Here is a 23,207-nt window from a genome sequence, read left to right as displayed (position 1 = left end):
GAGGCCGTAACCTCAAAGAACATCGTTCAGACTTCATCCTGTGCGAGTACCAGACTCGCCCGGATGTTGACCTGACCGTGTGGGACATTCAACAGGTTCGGGCCGTCTACAAGCGAGACGAGTGGCGGTTACAATTCGTCTGTCGAACCACTATCGACCCGGAACCGCCGGGCGACGATGTGGCTGGTGTTGATCTCGGGATTTGCAACGTCGCCGCCGTCTCGTTCGGCGGTGAATCGGTGTTGTATCCGGGTGGCGCACTCAAAGAGGACGACTACTACTTCACGAGGAAGAAAGCCAAGTGCGATGATTCCTCGTCTCGTGAAGCCACTCGTCTTGACCGGAAGCGAACGGGTCGTCGGACGCACTTCTTGCACGCGCTCTCGAAAGCAATCGTTGAGGAGTGTGTCGAACGAGGTGTCGGGACGCTTGTCGTGGGCGACCTCGGCGGCATCCGTGAGGACGACAAGGACGGTGACTCTCGGAATTGGGGCGACCACGGGAATCTGGACTTGCACGGGTGGGCGTTCGACCGCTTCACGACGCTCCTCGACTACAAAGCGGAAGCCGAAGGCATCGACGTGGAGTTGGTGTCGGAACGCGATACGTCGAAGTCGTGTTCAGCGTGCGGCCACACCGATGACAACCAACGTGTCGAACGCGGGTTGTATGTGTGCGAGGAGTGTGATACGGTTGCGAACGCGGACGTGAACGGTGCGGAGAATATTCGACAAAAGGTACTCCCGAGTCTCGCCTGTGATGGCGGTGATAGGGATAACGGCTGGTTGGCACAGCCAGCGGTTCACCTGTTCGACCGTAGTGAGGGCTGTTTCGCCCCACGAGAACAGGTTGCTAACCGCGAACCGTAATATCCCAACGCGGTCGGAAATCCTCGCCCTTCAACGCGGGGAGGATGTCAAACCTCTCCATGGAACTTAATTAAAAAGAGTATTATCCCTAGTGAAATCACCAAGCTAATCAAAAGTGTTGAAAATCCAAGATTAAATGTGGAATAATCGCCCATAATGCCAATATAGAGGGGCCCAGCACTTTCGGCGATTATGAAGATGGTCCGAGTCGCTCCGTAATCACCACCCATGTTTTTCATTGGAAAAGAACTTAACAAATATGTATTCATTGCTGGCCAAAAGCTTGACAAGCCGAGTGCAAGAATAAATGTTCCAAGAATGAGGGGTTTAAAAGTGGAAAACGTTATAATAAAAAATAAACCTAGTCCAGTAAGGACTGTTGACAGTACCCCTACGTAGAGGTAGCCCCAATTATCGCCAACTCTGCCTGCTACCGGGGTCACAACAGTACCGATAAGGAAGATTCCACCAAATAAAATCCCGCTTAGGGTCACAGATATTCCTTTTTCTGCTTGCATGAATACAGGGTAAAAGCTTAAAATTCCTTGCCACACGAATCCAAAGCATACAGTCGCGAGGAGAGCCCAGCGTATTTTTTTTGTTTGAATAAGGCGTCTAATAGAAGATGTCAGGTCAAGATTTATACCGGAATAACTATACGAGCTATCGTTATAGTAGTGTAATAATATCATAACTATAAGTAATGTAAAAATTAATGGGATAAATGCCTGACGCCATGTAAAAAACTGGAGACTGACAACTGCTATGATTGCTCCAAAAAAGCCTCCTAAATTCAGAGAAGCCGTATTAACACCAAGCGCTAGGCCTCTCCGGCGAATATAGAGGTCAGAGAGTTGCGCAAACGCTACTGGTGTATAGATGCCAGCACCAATTCCAAGGATAATAATACCGATGAAAAATCCTATTGAATTAGTAAATATTAATATAAAAAGCAATCCAGATAGCATGATCCCAATACTAGGGATCAGTAAGGATTTCCGAGTCAATACATCAGAAAACCTCCCGCCGGGATAATGGAAAGCAGCTGTAAATATCCACATAAGAGACAAACCAATTCCGGCTGCTGTCGATGAAATCGCGAGATCGTTGATTATCTCTGGTAATAGAGGTGGTAAAAGGAGTTGTGCACCATTCCCGCTTAGAGTTGCTAAAGATATTAATCCAAGTAAACGACCTTCGTAACCTCCGAAGATCGACTCACGATCACTACTGGTCGAATGCATCAATCTCGGTTTGGAAGGGCCCTTAAATAAAAACTCCTATGCTTACATCGACTTGGTACAAAAAGTAGCGGTCGGTAAGGCGTCTTCCGGTTGGCGCAAAAGCCCGGGGGAAATCTTTTAGCATTTTATTTTTCCACGCCTATATCCAGCGGCACGTCAAGAAATGGGTGATCGTGACAGGTCTGTCTGCTTCGCTCCCATATCCCCCTGATACACCTTCTTGAGAAAACAAAGTCGCTGAACGAGACATGTCTCGTCCACGTTTTGCAGCCTCTGATAATCGCATGGTTAAACTCCGTCTCTGGCAAGTGCCACATCAACAGACCATATTAATTGTTTTACCAGATATCGGTTCGAATATTGGCATTCATTTAATAATCCTCTGCAAGTCGTGAGCCTCAAGGGAGATTCGTTCGATAGAGCAGAACCATTTTAAATATAGTGCGGGTTTAGAGCGTTACAGTGTTCATGATCATATGGCCCAAATAAATCAATTGAACCTAACAAAATTATTGTTGTTATTTATTACTCAATGCTATCTCCCGGCAAGGGTGCCCCCAATGTTCACAAGATACTCATAGGTTTATTATAAAATTCACTGGAGCGAAATATGGCGGTTGTTTCCCAGAGGGCTACTATTATAAAACACAAATCAGTTGCTTATCCGCATGTGTTTAGTCCGAGCTGGTTTCGGCATCGACTCGTTGGACCTGTTGAGTCTAACCTTATGTACCGGCAGTAGAGCTCATAGTAATTGTCAGAGGGAGCACCGTCACGGAGCCTATCCCGCCATCTCTGCCGGCATCGCTGGTAAGGAAAATATGGGAACTGAGCTGAGATTACCCAGGCAGAACTGCTTTCTCGCGTTCTACAGTTCGCGCAACGGGTCAACAAGTTCAAAAGGCGCGACTTCGCAAATAGAGGAATGCATATACTCCACCCAGCAATCAACGGTCAGCGATTAACGAGTCACCGATTTTACGGGATAACGAAGATGTCCGTACTCACAGCGGAACACCAACTCGGAGAGAAGGACCCAAAATTGAGTGGCGAACAGTCGTGATCCAAACGGAGAATTTGAGGTAACCTGTGAGTGTTGTCCACGTATATATGCTGATGAACTTGTTTCCTCAGACCATGACTACCCAAATAAGGGGCAGTTTGTGGTGAATAATATCACTCAAGCTGCTCTGTCCCAGTACGATCAGCGATTCCCCCTACCGGCAGACCGCTAATCGCTTCGAGCAACGTCTAGAATTAGAGCTCTCGGGCGCGTTGCATGTTACCGAGCACGCTGTGCGCCTCGAAAAGTACCGTATGTTGAACTCTGGATCGACAGCAGCGGACACCACCCGCGCTCGTCATCGGGTTGAATCACGGTCTCGTCAACCTCGGTGTGATTCCACTCCGCCTCAGTGGTTGGCTGTAGGTCGCTTTTTTGTACCCAATTATAAAAGACGGTGCGGCTTCGCTTGACACTCAACGTTTTAAGAACTGTTTGAGATTCAAAAGTGATACTCTTGGCAACTGCAGTAGAATACCTGCTTCAATGACCTGGTGAGGAGTCCGCTCGCGCTCACCAAACTCTAGGTCAACCCAGCCGCTGTGACTACTGAGGCGTTTGAACTCAGTCATGAATACCCCGAAAACGAATATCCCACTCCCGAGTTAATATGAACACAAATCTACTCGAAAACTCTTTCGTGAATGGTAGTCATCTCGGCTTGCAAGGCTTTTTTACCATAGGAACCGATGATTCGCGAATCAACATTGTTACCGATACAAAATAGAGTGGTAGGGGCAGCAGTTACGTCGAACTTTTCTTGTAATTCACGAGAACATGATGGACCGTATAGGGCGCCGAGACCAACACCATCCGGTATCAGATTGCTTTCCCGGAGTTCTTCGAAATCTGACTTGACTCTTTCACAGGGACTACAATCGTTGCGCCAACAATACAGCACGTTTGCTGGATATACTTTTTGAAATATTGGTAAGTACTTCCAATTTAATGGGATAAAGCCCAAGGGTACATTTGTGGTTGGACCATTGTATTCGATCTGTTGGACTATTAATACCGAAGTAAGTATTTCATGAGAACTCAGATTGTTTGTGACATCATCCAGAGTGGCGATCGCCCCCACAACATCCGCGTTCAACTCAGATACTGGCAGATCTAACGATAGTTCTATATCCTCAGCTATTGACTCCGTGTCACTTTTTGATATTTTCTCAGAGAGAAGTTTATTTCGTCGGTTAACAAACTCACTGTGTAGCGATATCCTATTTGAATTATCCTCCTCCGATAAGATGTTTGATCGCAAAAGTTCACCAACAAGCTTATGTTGGTCTGTCATATTTCTAAGTTGATCTTCAAGGTATATATGCCATTCGGAGTGCCGGATCTGCATAGATTAGGTAGTGGTAAAAATACCTTCCTAACCCTCTACTGTCCGTAGCAAACTGGGCATAATCAATAAACCTACTCCAACCTGAGAACTGGCGATTTATGCATTGGGGCCTATTATGCATCAGGAGTGGATATATAAACAATCATTAAAACTCATATGGCAAATTCTAAAGGGTTATCTAGTACAGTAGAAGTACCAAAGGCAGTAGAGACCCGGAGCAGATGCGTCCAGTATTGTTGTAACTTTGGATGGTAGGCTGAATAGGCCGACCAGCAGCCGCAATTGAGTGTTTTGCCCTCGGCAAATTCATCGCTGAGTACAGCACTTCGTTGCGGTTACCTTCGAAAGGGCGGCAAAAGTCAACTCAGAGGGACAACATCAATAGTCTAGTCTTCGTTAGAAATCACAGGGTCGGCATCTACGCTAAGATCGATTCGCATCGAATTATCAGCATGCTCCTTACGCCAGTATCGAGCGATTTCACGAGGTGTAGCGATCCAAACGTCTGAGTGCCCTTTGATATATTGTATTAGCTCCTCAAGCATTTCTAAACGGTGGGGTCTCCCTATCATTTGCGGGTGAAGGACAAGATGAAACAGGCGGCCACGTTTGTAGCACCCGTCAAATTCTGAGCTCCAAATATCGTAGACTTTTGATGGGGAATCGATACCATTTTGATGGGGCAGCACCGGTGCTAACTGAAACGTGAAGTAAGCTGTATCACTGATGCTCGCATGGACCGGTATTTCGATGATATCTCCTGCCTCAGCTTCAAGGACATATGGAATATCATTCGCAGACGTCATACTGCCATATTCAAAGCCTAGTTCGATCGCTCTATTAAGCGTCCTCTGGCTTGACCATTGCCGGTATCCAGCCGGAGTTTCACCGATTAGATTCTCAAACGTATCCAGAGCACGTGCGAACTCTTCAGCTTCTTCTTCATCGGATAAACCTGCCAGCCCTGCATGGGTATGTCCATGAAAGCCAATTTCGTGACCTGCTTCGTGGATCTTCTGAGTCATCTCGGGGTGTTCTTCGGCGACCATACCTGGAATAAAAAACCCCCCCGGGATATCATATTCGTCGAACATACCGAGGATACGGGGCATTGCCACTTTTGGTCCATATTCTCCGTAGTGAGAAAGCAATGGACTTGCAAACTCTTCCTTGCCTGCACGTGCTCGGGCAAGCCAGCGTTCCTTGCCATCAATATCAAACGAAATCGTTACTGCACACTTTGCGTCGTTTTTCCACTGCATAGGAGCGTGTTATTTCTTTGACTTATTAAACTTTTGGTGGACTGTCTACTGTGTAACTATTATGTCCGTATGTACCACTAGTCAGGTACCCACCGCTAAAGCGGTGGACATGTCCGTGGACTCCCGATCCCGTCGATACTCTCGGCAGTCGTAAACTCGCCGTTCGCGTTCAGCGTCCCCAACTTCAGCGCCACCTGACAGTTGGCACGTCCAGCACCAGACTTGAGCCAGTGCTGGACAAGCCTCCACCCGATGTTCCAAGCAGCGTTGTAGTCGGCGTGGAGTTCGCTCTCGCACCTCAGGCACTCAAACTCGTCATCACCACGAATATCCTCGTAGGTGAACCCGCACTCACAGTGGCTGCACTGTTAACTCGTGTACGCTGGCTACACTGTATCAGCCAGAATACCGTACTCTTCGGCTTTGTAATCGGTGTATTCCTGTACGGTGCTGACCGCCCACCGCTAGAACCTGCTGGCGTTCGAGATGCGCTCACGGATGTTTTTGCAAGTCCTCGAATGCAATGGCAGAACAGTCGTGACGGCGGGCTTCCTGTACAACAGCTCACGGTACAGGTAGTCTTCACTCCACCGAGCGAACGTGTCACCTATGTTCTGAATAGTGAGGTGTGGTGACCGCGTGCCTGTCTGTTGGAGGCGTCTACGTCGCCGTTCGTACTTGTTGCCCTTGTGGTTGAGGTAGTCTGCGGTGCCGAAGAACTTGCCTGTGCTGGTGACGGCAAGTGAGTCGTCTACGTTGAACTCAACGCTGAGAACGGCTCCATTCTCGGCTGTTGATGCATCTGTGCAGGATCTTTCTCACGGAAACGTGGGGGTAGTACGCACCGTTTTGTGCAAGGTTGCCTTCTTGCGTTCCCACTCGTTGCACTCCCAATACTCCGCGTACGAGGTTCCTTCGTCGTACTCGGCGCGAACGCGACATCGACGGTGGCGAGCGTGTAATGGTCGTCGTTGTAGGTGATGGTGGGAGTACCAACACAACCACCCTGTCACTGAACGTGGGTTTACTTGCGTTGCTGCCGTCGAAGATGCGGTCTTGACAGTTGGAGAGCGCATCGGCGGCGAGGCTTCGCGCAGATTGGACGTGGTTCGAGTGGATATCAGTGCCCTCGCGCGCGCAGTCGTAGCTGGCATCGACCGTGGTCGAGTAGAGAATGGCAAAAAAGAGTCTCAAATGGCTGAATCTTCAGTTCTGTCTTGACGAGTCATCGGTACGGTTGAGCTACGCTAAACGAGGAATAAAACTGTCGACTGTTCTGCATACCAACAGCGAACGACAGCAAGAAAACCGCTTCACCAGTAAGTTCAGGCGCCAGAAGCGGTCAACCGAAGGCGATGAATCTGAACAATTCGTTGAGTAATATTTAAGTGGACTGCAGAAGATGCTTGCTCCATGGACAGTAAACTGTCGGAGATACGTCGCCATGACGAGTATCTAATGGAAATTGACGCAGGAACAGTTGCTGGCACACGGTTTGAACCGGTCGATGTCGAGGAACCACGCCCCGTTGTGTTGATGTTTATGCCGTATCATAAAGATGACTGGTACACCTTCGCCTCAGAGTGGTCATCTATCGAGTATCTTGCACGCCACGGGTATGAAGTCATTTCCGCCGATATCATCGGCACCGGTGGGTCAAGTGGAAGGAAATCTGAGCCCTTCTCCAGCGATGAAGCTGAACAGGCTTCCCAGATCATCCATTACCTTGCAGATGAGGAGTGGTCAAATGGGTGCGTGGGTATGTTCGGCAGGTCTTACCCCGGAACAATGGGTATGAAAGCAGCAGCCGAAAATCCTGAGCCTCTCAAGGCCATCGTCCCAATGCACGCCATCACTTCCCTGTATGATATTATATTCCGAGCTGGCATAGACGGCGGTGGCCACTCGTTTGCTGGGACAGCTCATTTCCCGCCAATGATGCAGGCACTGCAGGCGATGCCCCCAAGCTACCGGGATGATGAGGGCCGGTGGGCCGATATCTGGATGGATCGCCTTGACCATCTCAAAGAGGATACTCCATGGCTATTCCAATTTCTCCGGCACCCCAACGAGGACGAGTACTGGCAGAGAAAAAATACTTCCATAGAAAAAGTCAGAGAGTCAGACGTCCCAACTCTCGCAATCAGCGGCTACCGGGACGGTACCCCGACGAATACGCTCGAATACTTTGAAGCGCTGCAGGGCGAAAAACGCATGTTGTTTGGTCCATGGCGGCATACTGCTCCCCATCAGGGTCGGGAAGCCCGTATCGATTATCGCAGCCAGATGGTCGAGTGGTTCGATCACTTCCTCAAGGGAGAGGATAATGGAGCGCTCGACTATCCCAAGTTTAGTTATTGGACAGAGCGAGAAGGCGGATCAAAGGTTGAAGGGGGTGTCTGGCGCAAGGGAGACTCCTGGCCGACAGTTGAGGATTCGGAAACCCTCTCGTACGCACTCACACCCAAGGGTTTGCAGCAGACTGAAACCTTCGAGACTGGCGAAGTCAATGAGGAGTACGACTTTGACCCCACTGTCGGCATGTACTCCCAAGACGTCCAGGGCCCGACAACGGATCGGCCGCTGGATTCGATCCCGGATGACATTCGGTCGCTTACGTTTGAGACGGAGCCGTTATCATCTGCTGTCGAGTTTACGGGAACCGGGGAGGCAACGATCCGTCTGAAGTCGACGACACAGGATCCCACGCTGGCAGTCCGTCTCATCGATGTGGGTCCCGATGGGAGTTCGAACATCGTCGCGAACGGCGCCTTGCGCGTGAGCAAACGTAACAGCACGACTGAGAAATCTCTCTTGACGCCGGGCGAGGAATATGAGATTACAACCAAGCTGAAGCCAAAGTCACACATCTTTGAAGAGGGACATAAAATTCGTGTCGCGATCAGTTCCGCGTACTTCCCATTTATGCTCCCGACGTGTGGCGACGGGTCGTTTACTATCAACTCGAGTCCGGATGCCCCCTCGACTATCACCTTCCCCGGCAAAGTCCATTCGGACCAGGTGGAGTTCTCCAACACGTTTACCATGGACGAACCTGACGAGAGTGTTCCTCTCAGCGGAGATTTCGTCTCCAATGCCTCTAGTAACTGGACGACTACTCGTGACCATCGGACCGGCAAAGTCATTTCGGAGACGTTCGATACTCGTGATATCGAGCTCCCACACACGCCCGGAGCAACCATGACCTACTCTCGAGAGATGACTGCGTCTGTTTTCGAGAGTGACCCGCTGTCATGGGAAGTTGACGCTGAAATAATAATTGTGCTTGATTACCCGGACGAAGAGATAGAAGTGACAGCAAATACGCACACAAACACCGATTGGGCGAGCGCCCACACCATGGTGGTGCGGGATGGAGAAACACTCTTCGACGAGAGATGGCGAACAGCTCTCCTAGATACCGTACCATAACGCCGAGTGCCTGCCGCCCGGATCTCAGGCGGATTTCACGTCAAACGCTGATGCTTCACGAGTACCTCTGAGAGATGCAGGCGGAGCAGCTTTCTGTATCCGGGTACAATCTACAATCAGAGTTACTAAAAAGAAACACCTAGACGTATTGTCTGTGTTTTATCGTTTCCCACATTTGCGAATAGTACAATCTTACAGTGTATAAGATGTCGGTCACGCGTTCAGTTATTGACTGTTGGTTACAGAGATTGCCATTATCTCACGCGCTATTGACATGATTATATATCGAGGAAACTCAATATTTTGTGCGGGGACGTATGCCCATTCCTCAGAGAGCCCCGCGTAACGGCTGGCTATCATAGCAGTTGTCAGCGGCGAAATTCTCCGACTCGCTTGCATACCGCAGGGAAGATGCGCACGCACAGACCTGTACCGCTTCGCACAAGATTCCTGGTACAGTAATTGGGCCTTGTTTAGACGTGGTGTAGATCGCTCGATACGGTCGTGCTCAAAGAACGAAATCGGGAGGGGAAGCCCTCGTCGGTGGATTCTGTTCAGTCGATAGAACCGCTGACCGACGCCTTCAGGAGCGTCTAAACAGGGCTCAGTAGCTGTATCTAAGCACTTAATAAATTGTCGTTGTATCGTTCGGCAGAACAGAACGTTTATTAGTAGTAATTCATTATCATCTACCATGAATGACGAAGCAAAAACGGTGCAGACGACGAGCAAATCCCTGGATATCGTGCATTTGATCAAATCCGAAGACGGTGCACGTCTTTCTGATATAGCACGCCGATTAGATCTCTCTAAAAGTACTGTACATAGTCATCTGAATACGCTTCGACATCACGGCTACGTTACTAAAGAAGGTGAGATATATTATCTTAGTTTGAAATTCTTTCACCTTGGGCAGTACACAAAAACCCGGGACAAGCGATATCGATTGGCGAAACAGAGGACAACTGAGCTTGCGAAAAAACTTAATCACGCAGTTGATTTTGATATAAAGGTGAATAATAAAATCATGACGCTCATTCATGAAGCAGATGAATCGACTGAAGTCGGAATTGAAGAGGGTGATTATTTCCACATCCATGCCAGCGCAACCGGAAAAGCTATTCTCGCAGAATTACCCGAAGAGCAAGTCACCGAGATTATAGATAAAAACAGCTTGCTGGAAGAAACAGAACACACCATTACCGATCCGGAAAGACTACGTGATGAGCTAGAAGTGACGAGAGAGCGTGGTTACGCCATCATCGATCAAGAATGGCTTGAAGGACTTCGATCAGTCGCTGTAGCTGTTCTCCTCCCTAATGGGAGCCCTTTCGGTGCATTAAGTGTTGGTGGACCAACATACCGTCTTACTAGGAAAGAAATTAAATCCAATATCGAACCAAAGCTTAATGAAATAGCAGATGAACTTAGCAAAGATATTAAACGAGTATTCTAAATTAATTACACTATATTAACTATATATTTGAACAACAGTATGAACCGCGGTATCTACAACCCCGATAGAACCCCCAGAGCACGACCCGACCTACGTTTTAAAATACTCCCTCGATCTCCGAAGCACGAGTAGTCAACGAACCAATTGAACCCCTTGGAACGGGGAAGGCCGTGTTTGGAGGAGAAATTTCGACGGGATTTTGGTATCTATTCAGAATTTCTGCCGGCCCATAACCCGAGGATCACCAGCACTTCCATCAAGTCAAGGCAGCGCATAGTAGATAAATCTGTTCGGTACAATAGAACTGTTTTATTTTTAATCATTATTATGATGAGAGGCTTTGTATAGCAGCCAAGGATTCATCATATATATTATATGAAGGTTTTGGAAACAAACAGATACTCGTACAATGGTATCAAAACCGGGTCCGGTTGATTAGAATAATAGTATTAGTATTGTTATTCAACGGACTCGCTAACCGTTCAAGGGTTCGAACGCTTAGTTTTGTTCGCTAGGAAAAAACTATTATATAGCAAGTAGGTTTCGCACTTGGGAACGTGAGATACACAGAGGTAGTCAAACGACGGAGATTAGGTATAAAATTACAGAAGCTTCGCGGCAGTCGTTATTATGAATATCCTGAAACCGTCATCGTAACGAAACCACTGGTAAAACCGACTGCCACGTCAAGCCCGTGCTCACCTTTTAACTGCCACGAAACACTCAAAAAGCGAATTAAACAGGCGTAGAGACGATCTCGAACGTAGTGGTAAACCAAGTCGAGACAGAGATTGATTGTATTCCAACCGAGTTGCCGCCATTATATAAAACGATTGATCCAGAGACACTTGAGTTTGCTTGTCGACTCCTGCTCCAAGACGTCAGCGACTCTGACGTTCTCGTATCACGGTCACACCGTAACTGTCACTGTGAATCAAGATATTTCACTAATTTTTGATCCCCACAGTATTTTAATTACCTGATCATCGGTGAAGGGAGTAATCACGTTTCGACGAATCAACCGTTGAGTACCGAAGTCGACCAAGAACTGAGTCGAAGATGATACTTTCAAACGGTTCGTATCTAATACGATCTACTATCTTGAGACGGAAAGACAGCTGAACCCGTTCTATCCAGCCCCCCGAGACGGACGCGGACGGCTGTCTTACCAACTTGTGGTGATGATCATGGTGTTCGACTTCGGCTACAGCATCGGCGTCAGAAGCTCCCGTAAGATCCATAGCCTTCTCAAACGATTCATCGCGTTCCGGTACTTAGCGGCGAACCAACAGCCAGACTTCTGCACGATTAGGGACTTTCGCAAAGACAACCGCGAAGTGTTTGAACTCCTCTACGAGGAAATTCTTCGACTCCGCCGGGAAAGCCGGCCTCGCCGACCTCGGAGGAGTCGCCCTAGATGGTAGGCGCATCCAAGGAGACGCTGCCCTCACAGCCGATCGCATGCGTGAACAACCTCCATGAGGAGATTTAGGGAATTCTCGACGAGGCAACAGCCATCGACGAGAAGGGAGACAAGGAAGACGCTCCTGAGAACCGAGGAGATGAGCTCCCGGGGGCACCTCGAGAGCAAGATAGCCTCGAGCGGTCGAGAAGCCAAGAAGCGACTCAACGCTCAAGGATAGCAGCTCAAAACCGACCAAGCTGAGAAGATTCGCCAACGGAAACAGGAAGGACAAGACTCCGGCCAGAGGAAGCGTGGGCTTGCGGCCATACTTTCTGAGGAGCTTAACCTTCCTGAAGACACAGAAACCGAATACCACAGATCAGGAGAGTCAGACACTCTAAACACGCCCATCTTCGCTGGATTGGTTTTCGAATACTTTGTTTTGCTGCCGACTGACGGTGGCTTCAGACGCTCTTATAGAAAGATTCTGTCGAGATAACCAAGAGGTGGACGCCATCCAGCGATATGACATCGTTCAGACGGCTTGGCAAGATGTGACGTTACTTTGCCAAACGGCACGCTGACGGTTCAGACTAGCTAGCCGCGACGGACGGCGCAGCCGGGTACGCCGAATGGACACAAATTGCGTTGATATTGTTCTGCGTCGAACTGGAAAAGAGCCTCCGAGAAATCGAGGACTACCTCAACGAGATGCCGGATGGAATTGCTGAGTTCGATTTCGACGAGACACCACACTACAGTCCAGACCATTCAGCAAATATGGATAGTGACAGCGATTATAGCTCCTGCGATCAAAATCTTGTAACTATCGTTGTGAAACGGCAGATCTTCCACCACCTTCTGGCGCCATCTCGCGTTCAATAAGACAGTTTCTGCTCAGATGGGGGCTCCAGACCGTGGAATACAGCGTATTGAACGATTCTTAGTTGGAGACGTAATTGCCCTCTTCGTCGATACAGGGGAAGTCATCGGGGGATGGCATCTCGCCATCGGGCCAGACTGGGTCGAGGTCGGCCTCCTGTGGGTAGTGCAGGTTGCCATCGCCGTCCCAGCCCCACCCAGCATCTTCGAGGATCTGGCGGCCAACCTCTGGCTCGCCCGTCGGATCCTCGGTATGTCGTACCACAGCCTCGTCTGGCGGATGCCACGGATTACTCTCCACGAAGAGTGTGTCCGCCATCTCGATAGTCCCATTACCACCGAATGCAATGGCATTGATCTCCCTGCGGTTCAGGCTGGCGCTGACCGCCTGCCGCAACTCTTTGAATTTGAACGGCGCGTGGCTTTGCTGTGGTGCAGCGAACAGAACATCAAATCCATCCTGGATATACGTTTCTAGATGGTCTTCATTTTCGATCCGGCTAACGAAATTGTAATTCACGCCTGGAATGCAGTCGACACTTCCCGAGACCAAGGCTTCGAACATTGCTGTGGGATCCCCAAATGAAACGAGGTTAGCCCTGTGTGAGGGATTCGACACAGGGTGTTCGTAGGGATGCGGCTCCAGCCGCATGATTTCGCCAGAACTGAAATCACTTACAGTGAACGGTCCCGACCCGATGAACGGGTCGTTGGGTTCAAATTCTTGGGTGTTCTCTTCCGCACCCTGTGCGATGGATGATTCTTTGTGAAGAATCCCCCACAGAGAGAGGGGTATCATGAATGGAGCGTACGGTTCTTTGAGATGGAAGCGCACAGTCGTGTCGTCAACGACCTCGGCGAACCCGTAATCCGGGTCTGCCTCCCAGTCCCAAGGGGGGTTTGCTGTCCAGTAGTAATACGATGGGTTGTTGAAATAGAACCACAACGACCACGCTACATCCTCTGCTGTGATCGAATCTCCGTTGTGGAAAACCGCGTCATTCCGCAGCGACACCGTTACTTCGGTGAGATCATCTGACACTTCGTAATCTTTGGCAAGACACGGCTCTAGCTCGCCCTCAGGAGAGTACTCGAAAAGTGGTGACCAAATGAGATTACTCCTAATTGCCGTAGATAGCGGAGCTGGATTATTGATCTTCTGCAGTGAGCCAGGTGTGCTGGCCCAAACGATGACGTTCTCACCGTCTTTGACCTCTGACTGGCGGAGGTGCCACAAGTGCGTCTGCACGTTCATAGTACCAGCTCCTTTAAACTCAATCCGTTTATTATATCCACCAAAGACAGGGATATTCGATTGAGTGATGACGCCAGAGTCTTCCGAGATTATTTTGAAAGCTTCATTGACTGTCTTTCGACGCTCGTCCTCGTCGGTAATTCTTGTTGATTGATTGGCCAGGTGAGTATACTCACAATTGGTATACTGTGAATAGTTTGCTCCGCCGGCAACACCCGCATTAGGTACGGTATATCTGACTAAGCCATCAGACGGATCAAGCCGCCTTGGCGTTCCAGCAGCTGACCAGTTACAGATGTGAAAGTTTCGTGCGTCGACCGTGGCCGATTGGACTGCCTCTGTAATTGCCAATGGCTTTTCCTCCATGGCAATACCCAACTGCTCGAACATACTTTTCCAAGGGCCCATCGACTTCTCTTGCGCGGGTGAGAAAGGTGGTAGATCCGTCCAGTATGACATAACGACGTTTGGCACGCGCTCGCCCAGCTCCTCGGAATCACTCGAACCCTCAGGATCACTCGAACCCTCACTACAGCCCGCTAATCCGACTGCTGACGCGCCTGCTATACTTGCTAAGACTGATCTTCTATCGACTGTATTACTCTCCATGACTCGGGAGAAGTAGATTAGTCTTAGATATATACCTTACGGTCGGTACTTCCCAACCGGCGTGAGCAGCGGAACTGAAGCGTCGCTCTGATTGAGGAAGATGTCCGATTCGGAAGTGTGTTAGAGCTACGATGGGCGGTCATCGCCTGCCCGCAGCGGGACGGGCGCGACCTGCCCACGCAGTTTACGTTCCAGACGTTCTGTGACTGGATTCACCACGAACTGGGAGCAGAGTTAGAGCAGTGGTGGGAGATCGAGATGAATGATGTCGGAGTGCCGGAAGCGTACGGCCCGGTTCCGGCCGCGGGCTGAGGCCAGCCCGCGGCCTCGGGCCCGCAATTCGGTAGCGGCAGCACTCGTCACAGACGGCTGAAAGAGCCGTTCTTGTCCCAGTCACCATCTCTCGGAGACCGGCGTCTCAATTCACTTAGCTGTTGCTCCGAGATTGGACCACTCACGACGACTCAACTCGGCTTCAGAATCCTCGGTTGCGAAGTACCGACGGTTAATTTGAACTCTTGACTCCTGTTTTGGAGTCGTTAGAAGCACCACAATAGGACACATCACCAGCAAGCAGGCGTTCTAACTAACCAGCTTTGTAAAGTACGGTTCTATTGAATCCGCTGATGGCGTGCGATAGCCCGCCAGAACGTTGGAGATGAAGCGAGAGAGTACAGGTGTGCAAAAGGTACTATTCCACTTCGTTAAACAAGTCGTCAAACAATGATTCCAGTCGCCTTCTTCGGATTCAGTGAAACCGTAAAGTACTGATTTTTATGAAATGCAGCCGTCAGACGAGACGAGTCTCGTCCGCCGGCTATGCATTCACGTTGGCTTAGTTAAGATCTTGTTCTGAGAAATACTGAGGCAAGTGTCCGCCCCGCTTGGTGGCCATTAAAAACTAGACGTTGCCAGAAATCCTTCTCGCGGTGCGAGCGCCTTCTTGATTTGGTGACCCCTGAGAAACCGCTTTGATGTGTTCAGCCAAGGATAATCAGAAGTTGAGACAGGGACCAATGCATACAAGTTGAGACAGGGACTAATGCACACAGATACAAAACGCGCGTCAGCAAGCCAGGTCGTATACAACCGAACAATCGAATAACATAATTTGACGGAACCTATTACGAGAAGAAAGCACCCATCACAGACCGAGACAAAACGTCGAGGCCCCCAAGCCACGCTGACGAAATTGGAGCGGCGCTCGATGAAGTCGTCAAGCTCTTTTACGTATTCACTGCCGGTAGCGATTCCTCGGCGAAGGCGGCAGGGCCGTTCTCCTGGCGCAGTTTCTGGGCGATCTCGCCGTGATGCTCGGCGAGGTTGAGCCCGTGCGCTGTGGTTCGTCTTCGTCGGCTAGTGGGGAGTTTCATCTGGGCGAACGTCGCCAACGTCCTCGCCATCACCGTCATCGGCCTGCCTATCGCCATCTGGATGCTCCATCGATTGCCGTTCGTGCTGTCGCTGTATCGCTATGACGGCTAACCCGTGCCGCTTTTCAGGATACCGTTCTTTTTTCATCCGAAGGGCGCGTAGCTCAGCCCGGATAGAGCGTCGGACTTCTATCCGCGTCGGTGTTCCGGCGTGGGGAGACATCCGACGGTCGTGGGTTCGAATCCCATCGCGCCCGTTGACCTTCTTGTGCGTCAGGTTTCCTCGCTCGGTACGGGAACTGCGTGGCGGCGAAGTCGCCACCACGACTTCCGTCGAGACGGCCATCAGTCGTCCTCCGTCTTGATATCGGCTGAGAAGCCCTGTACCATCTGGATATCCCTAAAGTTGTTCAGCGTCCAGGTGGTCCGCTCGGTGACGGCCTTGATCACCTCCCGGGCAGAAGGATAGCAGTTGCCCGATTTCTTGACGCCGCCAAGCGGCAACTGCACCTCCGCGCCGATACACGGCAGGTTCCCGTAGGCACAAGACGACTACGTCGGCGCTCATCTAAATCCAGCCATCGAGGCGTTAGAACGAATGGATGCGATCATTGAGGATACATTAGTGCTCGCTCAGGAAGCCCAAACCGTTGTAGAACAGGAATATACCCAGATGGAACCCCTCGTATTAGAATGTTGGAAAATGGTCAAACAATACATGACACTCTCAAAATTACCGAGCCATTCAGAATCTATAATGATCGGAGTCGCCTGCAACACGTCCTGAAGAACCTGTTTCGAAACGCGGTCGAGCATAGTGAGGTCGCGAGCACCGTTCGAGTCGGCCCGCTTGAAACAACTGGACTTTGCATCGAAGAGCATGGGCCTTGGCATCTCCAAAGACGAACGCAGGGACATCCTAGAGCCGGGGTATACCACCGAGTCTGACGGGACTGGATTCGGGTAGAAGATCGCTCAGTTTAGACAAATGCCCGCATTTTGAGCGACAACACTGCGACTAGTCGCCGAAATGGATGATAAAGTAATGGAATTTCCTGGTTGAGCGCCAGCCTGGTACTGTGCCCGCAGATCAATTTTGCTAAAGTCATACATTACAGCCCCGCTAAACCCGCTGTAGTCTCAATCTCTCATACTATTAAGTGAGTTGTAGAACAGTGAACTCTATTTATTTCTACTATGTTCATGTAGTTAAAAACACACAGATAGATATACTAATCACCGATCGTCAGAGGTACTGAAGCTCTAGAGAGAACCAAAAGGTATAAGTAGTCAAAATCCGTCGTCGCGTTTACCAGTATGGTTACAACTGGAAGTAACACAGGAACTCGTCCATATACTCCAAAAAGTCAAAGCGATGGTCAGTAAGAAATACTTCTTGCGTCGAGCGGTACAGACCGTATTTTTATTTTGGTTAGTACTTACCTTGGTATTTCTTTTCTTCAGAGCACTCCCTGGGGATTATACTACATTGATGATCTATCGTGGAGCAAGCGAAGAAGCCATCGCTGCATTTGAAGCAAGGTGGGGCCTTAATCAACCGTTATATGTACAGTATATTGATTTTATTATGAATTACATAAATCTAGATGTTGGAACCTCTATTGTTGGACAGAAACCAGTCTGGGATCACGTCCGTATCCCTTTATTTAATTCGGTAATTTTAATTGCGCCTGCCATTACCACAGGGTATATTCTGGGATCGGTTCTAGGGACACTCTTCGGCGTGCAACGCGGAACGAATTTTGAGCGTCGTGGATTGATGTCTGTTATTTTCTTCAGCTCATTTCCGTCGTTCTTCCTAGCGATCGTGATGATCTCGATTTTTGCAAGTTGGGCTGGAATTTTCCCAACTGGCGGGATGTACGCATATGGTGGTGCTGCGACTGATCAAGCTTGGTGGCAATTGTATCTAAGTACAGATTTCCTCTGGCATTATATTCTACCCTTCGCCACGATCGTGCTTCGTTACCTTGCAGGACCAACTATGATAATGCGTACAAACGTCGTCGAAACGTCGGATCAAAGTTTTACCTTCTACCATAGAATAACTGGCAAATCGAGGAAAGATATTTTACGACGTGTGTATCACCATTCGATATTGCCTGTTATTACGCTGTTTCCAATCTCGATGACGCGCGCTCTCGGTGGTCTGGTCCTCGTTGAATTAGTATTCAATTGGCCAGGTATCGGATCGTTACTTGTCAGTTCGGTATTCGCACGTGACTATCCTGTTGTACAATTCCTATTTTTCCTCATTGCTACATTTGTTATCACCTCAAACTTCCTAATAGACATCATTTACGGGGTTGTTGACCCGCGAGTCAGTGTGGAAGGAGGGGCAGAATAGTATGGTGTGGGAAGCTACATAATCTACAACAGGTATTTTGACGAGAAACGTCTCACCTCGGTTGTAACCTGTAATCTCGAACGACGCATCTCGACATAGCTGAAAAGATCGGACAGTTTGTACACCCAATCACGTTCTGAATTTTTTGGGCTTTGGTTTAATGACGTTCAGAGCAGGGATTCTTCTCACATGGCTCGTTGAAACCCTCATACGGTGATAGTTTGTCGGGACCGTGCTGAATATACGGCGCTAATCTCTCACAGTGGCCGCTCACGAGTCTAGGAGCGGGAATCGTTCGATACAGGATGTTTATTTAATAGACAGGGGCGTCCCGAAATCTCGTGGTTTTGAATTCACAACGTCGGTCTACTTGCGGAGCGAGTCTGTAAACGATTTCCCTAGGTATGTTCCCACAATTTATCACATTTCGCCGAGAATAATGAAAAAAGGCATCACCGCCAACGAGGGAGTCATTTAGTGACACACAGTATCTGCACACCAGACGCGAGCGGGGAGTTGCCCTATGTTCAGCGGCTGTGGCGGAGGTTGTTGACCCCTAATATTGATCCACAAGCATGGCTCCCACGAGCTTCTAGGACCGTGAACTACCGTCCCGCTATCCAAGACCTACTGTCGGAAAACCATCTCCGATCCGGAGGGAACACTGGCCGTCAGCGACGCCCTTGGTGAAAGGTGGGCAGATGAGCCAGCATATGACACATTCGAGTTCAGGAGTTACCTCGGGACGACTATCTCGGTCGACGGGGAACTCTATGGCACGCTCTGTTTTGGGGACACCGCCGCTCTTGAAGAACCGATTAGGGACAAAGAGAGAACCCTCATCGAGATGCACGGCCAGGAGTATCGTACACGTTGGAGCTCTGGGATAGGCTGCCGACTCGGACAACACGTCTCGACACGATCGAAGGACGCGCTGTGTCTTCGGACGCCATCGATTCGATGAGGGACGCTGCGTTCTGTTTCACTACCTGTGGCGCTATCTGCGTATCGTGCTTCCGTGTCGTTGTCATATGAATGTCAAGCACCGCATTAGTCACCGTATCGACCAACAGCGTCATCTTCAATTGCTGGATGGTGAGGTTTGTTGGCTCTGTGGTGAGGTTTGTTCGCTCTGTATAGTAAGTTGATACATGCGCCCGCTCGAATCCGGACGCATCAATGCTGATGACACCGTTCAGCGGCAAGTCCCCAAAGTGAAACGTTCAGCAGAATCCGCCAATAGGCCATCTCCAAGCGGTCGAACGCCTTGCAGAGTGTCGAGGGGGCGGGGATCGAATCAGACCGCTTCCGTGGATATCGAGTCGAAAAACGTGTAACAGCACGGCGAGCCAGCACCATAGCCCGTTCAACGAAACGGAAAAGACGTGACTTCGGCAGGGAATCCGTTTTGTTTCAGACTACTCGTCCGCCATGTTTGCCAGCAAGGGCTTCAACAAGGCCGTGTATTTCTGTTACGGGATTTTTCGATGCTCTTTCGCTGGGGAATATATATATCGGTAGGGTTTTATAAGAGGCAGGGTATTTAGACCAAATATGCGAGATAGAGGCACAGCGGAATCGGTACCCCTTGTGGGAAAAATAAAAGACAGAGTAATCAACCACTATTTGGTGCGGAATACAATCGGTGGTCTACAAATAATGTTAAGTGAAAATTCAGTTAGATTCTGGTTTTCAATTTTAGTTCTCATTGCAGCCTTAGGGATATTTGGACCAATAGTTGCACCCTATGATTATGACGAGCGACATACTGGGGACGATGGAACCCTGAAAATCAGTGAACCACCATCTTTAGAACATCCCCTTGGGACGAATGATACTGGCCAGGACGTGTTTTCAATATTACTGTACGGAGCGCGTCCGACACTAATTACGGGCGCTCTTGGTTTCATCATGATCTCACTAATTGGTGGAACGGTTGGAGTTACTTCAGGGTATGTAGGCGGAACGGTTGATAATCTGCTCATGCGCTTTACCGACCTCGCATATGGTATCCCTTTGATACCATTCGCCCTCGTTGCCCTCGCATTTTTTGGGATAGGGTTCTACAGCTCCATTCTTGTAATTACATTAATAATTTGGAGAGGCTCTGCTCGTGTGATACGTTCTCAAGTGTTACAAGTGAAAGAACGTCCGTATGTCTTAGCAGCTAAGGCTACAGGCGCTAGCACGCCCCGAATAATTCTTAAACACATATTACCAAATGTCGGGACTATGGTGATGCTCTTTGGTGCAATTGGAGTCGGGGCGACGATACTCATCCAAGCAAGTTTGGCTTACATAGGAGTGGCCAATACGGAGATACCTTCCTGGGGTATGATGATCCAGAATGCACAATCTGCCGGGATGGTTTCTACCGCGTGGTGGTGGTCAATTCCGCCCGGTATGTTGATATCAGTAACCGTACTGGCGACGTTTATGTTCGCACGTGGATATGAGCGCGTAGCAAGACAAACTGATAGTGGTGCAGCTGTCGTAGGTGTCTAAACAAATGTCAGAATCAGTTTTAGAATTCGAAGATGTTACGATTCAGTATAGCACTGCCAAAGGGGCACTCACCGCAGTATCGAACGTATCTTTTGAGCTTGGTTTAAATGAGTATCTGGGCCTAGTAGGCGAATCCGGGTGTGGAAAAAGCACGATGGCAAAAGCCATCATCGGCGCCTTGGATTCAAACGGTCGGGTAACCTCTGGTAAAATTCGGTATAAGGGTAAAGAATTGCAAGACATGACTGAAGAGGAATATAATGAGGAAATCCGATGGAAAGAAATCGCTTGGATTCCACAAAATGCTATGGAAAGCCTTGATCCTCTTCAAAAAATAAGCACACAAGCAGTGAAGATTGGGAAAGTGCATACCGATTTCCCTGAAGATGAAATTCTAGATCGGTTTCGACATCTGTTCGATATTGTTGGCCTCCCAGAAAGCAGGATTACCGATTATCCTCACGAATTTTCCGGCGGTATGCAACAGCGTGCGATCATAGCGTTGGCACTTTTTCTTAGGCCCTCACTTATTATTGCAGACGAACCAACGACGGCTCTTGACGTTATTATGCAGGATCAGGTACTCAAATATCTGGATGGTATAAAAGAGGAGAGTGAAACAAGTATGGTCATGATCACTCATGACATTAGTCTTGTATTTGAAACTTGTGATAAAATCGCTCTTATGCATTCAGGACAAGTTGTAGAATCAGGCGGTGTACGGGAGGTATATTATGAACCCCGCCACCCCTATACGATATTACTACAGCGTGCATTCCCAGATCATCGCTATCCCGATCAAGAATTAAGTAAAATCGAGGGGCACCCTCCAGAAACTATTGGCGAAGTCGATTATTGCTCTTTTGCTGATCGATGTCCATGGGCTATCGAAGAGTGTCATGCACAGGAACCTCCGGCTTCACCAGTTAACAAGCAACAGAATAAAGATATAGCACATAATGTATCCTGCGTACGGATGGATGAAATCCGAGAATTAGCGGACTTAGAAAGCGCGGCACCTCGAGGTGGTTCCGGTGGGAAATGAACCGCTTCTTAAGTTAGACAATCTTCACAAGCATTTTGGCCAGCGTTCGGGTTTAACTGACCTGATATTTGGCCGCGACAAAGAAATAGTGAAGGCTGTTGATGGCGTATCCTTTGATTTGCAGGAAGAGGATGCAGTTGGAGTTATTGGCGAGAGTGGATGTGGGAAATCAACGCTACTACATACATTGATTGGGTTCCACGAGCCTACAAAAGGTGAAATCTACTATGAGGGGGAACCAATTTCGGAATTTTCTAAAGCAGATTGGAAGGAATATCGCAGGAATGTCCAAATCATATTTCAAGATCCATTTAATACACTTGATCCTAAATTAACGGTTAAGGAAACATTGAAAGAACCGTTGATAGTTCACAACATGGAAAATAAAGAAGAACGTATCCATGATGTACTCGAAAGAGTTGAGCTTTCTCCCAGTGAGCAATATGCTGAACAATTCCCAGATCAGTTGAGTGGGGGAGAAAAGCAACGAGTCGCTATTGCCCGGGCGTTAGTCTTGGAACCTAAGGTCCTCCTTGCTGATGAACCAGTATCGATGCTCGACGTCTCAACCCAAGCATCTATTCTAGATCTTCTTTCAGATCTTGTCGATTCTCTAGGAGTCTCACTACTCTATATCTCCCACGACCTTTCCACTGTTTCTTATGTCTGTGATGCAGTTAACGTGATGTATTTGGGTACAAACGTTGAAACTGGCCCAACAACTGAAATCATAGAGGACCCACTTCATCCATATACTCAGGGTTTGATTTCTGCCATCCCCATACCAGATCCAGATTACGATCGTCCCCGTACTGAGATTCAAGGCTCCGCTCAAGACCCGGTCGATATAGGTGGGGGCTGCAGATTTGCAGATCGGTGTCCTGAGAAGATGGACATTTGTGAAAAGGCTCCAGAATTGGTTGATGCTGGCAGTAATCGTAAGGTATCATGCCACCTACATTATGACCACGATGAGATTGACAACAACAAGGATGCACATCCGACTGAATCATAATCCATGAAGTCGCTGGAGCCTATCGCTTGAGGAACTCGCATCCCAGTGGGGATTCGTGGACGAAAGCACTCGGATT

15 protein-coding genes, 1 tRNA gene and 5 pseudogenes are annotated in these 23,207 nt (G+C 49.0%); 14 read left to right on the top strand and 7 right to left on the bottom strand.

The window, feature by feature from the left end:
- Positions 1-869 (top strand): RNA-guided endonuclease TnpB family protein (locus tag DM868_RS12630; RefSeq protein ID WP_137277186.1); only part of this gene is annotated, 869 nt, incomplete at its 5' end.
- 47 nt (positions 870-916) lie between these two features.
- Here DM868_RS12630 and DM868_RS12625 read toward each other — a convergent pair.
- The 4 genes from DM868_RS12625 to DM868_RS12610 all read right to left on the bottom strand — a co-directional run bounded on the left by DM868_RS12625 (position 917) and on the right by DM868_RS12610 (position 6,115).
- A complete protein-coding gene (locus tag DM868_RS12625; protein ID WP_137277185.1) occupies positions 917-2,113 on the bottom strand; it encodes an MFS transporter in 1,197 nt (398 codons plus the stop codon).
- A 1,685-nt stretch (positions 2,114-3,798) separates the two neighbouring features.
- On the bottom strand, positions 3,799-4,470 hold the full coding sequence (locus DM868_RS12620) for a hypothetical protein (protein ID WP_137277184.1): 672 nt from the start codon (positions 4,468-4,470) through the stop codon (positions 3,799-3,801).
- Between the two features lie 440 nt (positions 4,471-4,910).
- Complete coding sequence (locus DM868_RS12615) at positions 4,911-5,786, bottom strand: polysaccharide deacetylase family protein (protein WP_137277183.1); 876 nt, start codon at positions 5,784-5,786, stop codon at positions 4,911-4,913.
- A gap of 95 nt (positions 5,787-5,881) precedes the next feature.
- A complete protein-coding gene (locus DM868_RS12610) occupies positions 5,882-6,115 on the bottom strand; it encodes a transposase (RefSeq protein WP_137277193.1) in 234 nt (77 codons plus the stop codon).
- 1,084 nt (positions 6,116-7,199) lie between these two features.
- Between DM868_RS12610 and DM868_RS12605 the strand changes: the two genes are divergently transcribed.
- The 5 genes and pseudogenes from DM868_RS12605 to DM868_RS15565 form a co-directional block, all read left to right on the top strand.
- Positions 7,200-9,218, top strand: coding sequence for a CocE/NonD family hydrolase (locus DM868_RS12605; RefSeq protein WP_137277182.1), 2,019 nt, complete (start codon positions 7,200-7,202; stop codon positions 9,216-9,218).
- A gap of 694 nt (positions 9,219-9,912) precedes the next feature.
- A complete protein-coding gene (locus DM868_RS12600) occupies positions 9,913-10,674 on the top strand; it encodes an IclR family transcriptional regulator (protein WP_137277181.1) in 762 nt (253 codons plus the stop codon).
- A 754-nt stretch (positions 10,675-11,428) separates the two neighbouring features.
- Positions 11,429-11,632, top strand: coding sequence for a hypothetical protein (locus DM868_RS15835; RefSeq protein ID WP_394347535.1), 204 nt, complete (start codon positions 11,429-11,431; stop codon positions 11,630-11,632).
- Between the two features lie 133 nt (positions 11,633-11,765).
- Positions 11,766-12,098 carry a transposase gene (locus DM868_RS15830; protein ID WP_394347534.1) on the top strand — a complete coding sequence of 111 codons (333 nt, stop codon included), beginning with the start codon at positions 11,766-11,768 and terminating at the stop codon, positions 12,096-12,098.
- A 506-nt stretch (positions 12,099-12,604) separates the two neighbouring features.
- A pseudogene (locus DM868_RS15565) lies at positions 12,605-12,841 on the top strand (IS5/IS1182 family transposase); the annotation flags it as partial.
- Between the two features lie 181 nt (positions 12,842-13,022).
- On the opposite strand, the gene DM868_RS12590 reads toward DM868_RS15565, so the two are convergent.
- Entirely contained in the window at positions 13,023-14,606 is a 1,584-nt protein-coding gene (locus DM868_RS12590; RefSeq protein WP_170964513.1) for an ABC transporter substrate-binding protein, read from the bottom strand.
- A 339-nt stretch (positions 14,607-14,945) separates the two neighbouring features.
- Here DM868_RS12590 and DM868_RS12585 point away from each other — a divergent pair.
- From DM868_RS12585 to DM868_RS12575, 3 genes and pseudogenes are all read left to right on the top strand, one after another.
- Positions 14,946-15,137 (top strand): annotated as a pseudogene (locus DM868_RS12585) (ISH3 family transposase); the annotation flags it as partial.
- A 1,018-nt stretch (positions 15,138-16,155) separates the two neighbouring features.
- Positions 16,156-16,310 (top strand): annotated as a pseudogene (locus DM868_RS15675) (YccF domain-containing protein); the annotation flags it as partial.
- A 41-nt stretch (positions 16,311-16,351) separates the two neighbouring features.
- Positions 16,352-16,455: transfer RNA gene (locus DM868_RS12575), tRNA-Arg, on the top strand.
- A gap of 88 nt (positions 16,456-16,543) precedes the next feature.
- Here the strand turns inward: DM868_RS12575 and DM868_RS12570 are convergent.
- Positions 16,544-16,741, bottom strand: a pseudogene (locus DM868_RS12570) (aldehyde dehydrogenase family protein); the annotation flags it as partial.
- A gap of 832 nt (positions 16,742-17,573) precedes the next feature.
- Here DM868_RS12570 and DM868_RS12565 point away from each other — a divergent pair.
- Both DM868_RS12565 and DM868_RS15825 read left to right on the top strand, forming a co-directional pair.
- On the top strand, positions 17,574-18,566 hold the full coding sequence (locus tag DM868_RS12565) for an ABC transporter permease (protein WP_137277178.1): 993 nt from the start codon (positions 17,574-17,576) through the stop codon (positions 18,564-18,566).
- 643 nt (positions 18,567-19,209) lie between these two features.
- Positions 19,210-19,530, top strand: a complete 321-nt coding sequence (locus tag DM868_RS15825) for a GAF domain-containing protein (protein ID WP_394347533.1) — start codon at positions 19,210-19,212, stop codon at positions 19,528-19,530.
- Here DM868_RS15825 and DM868_RS15560 read toward each other — a convergent pair.
- Positions 19,478-19,925 (bottom strand): annotated as a pseudogene (locus tag DM868_RS15560) (IS5/IS1182 family transposase); the annotation flags it as partial. The gene DM868_RS15825 and the pseudogene DM868_RS15560 sit on opposite strands and share 53 nt — an antisense overlap.
- A gap of 195 nt (positions 19,926-20,120) precedes the next feature.
- On the opposite strand from DM868_RS15560, the gene DM868_RS12560 reads away from it, so the two are divergent.
- The 3 genes from DM868_RS12560 to DM868_RS12550 are packed head-to-tail and all read left to right on the top strand — an operon-like array spanning position 20,121 to position 23,131.
- The gene (locus DM868_RS12560) at positions 20,121-21,071 is read left to right on the top strand and encodes an ABC transporter permease (RefSeq protein WP_137277177.1); all 951 of its coding nucleotides are present in this window, start codon (positions 20,121-20,123) and stop codon (positions 21,069-21,071) included.
- A 4-nt stretch (positions 21,072-21,075) separates the two neighbouring features.
- Positions 21,076-22,116 (top strand): ABC transporter ATP-binding protein, encoded by a 1,041-nt coding sequence (locus DM868_RS12555; RefSeq protein ID WP_137277176.1) that lies wholly within the window; start codon positions 21,076-21,078, stop codon positions 22,114-22,116.
- Positions 22,106-23,131 (top strand): ABC transporter ATP-binding protein, encoded by a 1,026-nt coding sequence (locus DM868_RS12550; RefSeq protein ID WP_170964511.1) that lies wholly within the window; start codon positions 22,106-22,108, stop codon positions 23,129-23,131. The genes DM868_RS12555 and DM868_RS12550 overlap by 11 nt, the downstream gene beginning before the upstream one ends.
- Positions 23,132-23,207: the final 76 nt, after the last annotated feature.

This window comes from Natronomonas salsuginis (genome assembly GCF_005239135.1).
Taxonomy (GTDB): domain Archaea; phylum Halobacteriota; class Halobacteria; order Halobacteriales; family Haloarculaceae; genus Natronomonas; species Natronomonas salsuginis.
The sequence above is the reverse complement of the archived record's forward strand: the minus strand, read 5'-3'. Positions and strand labels throughout refer to the sequence as shown.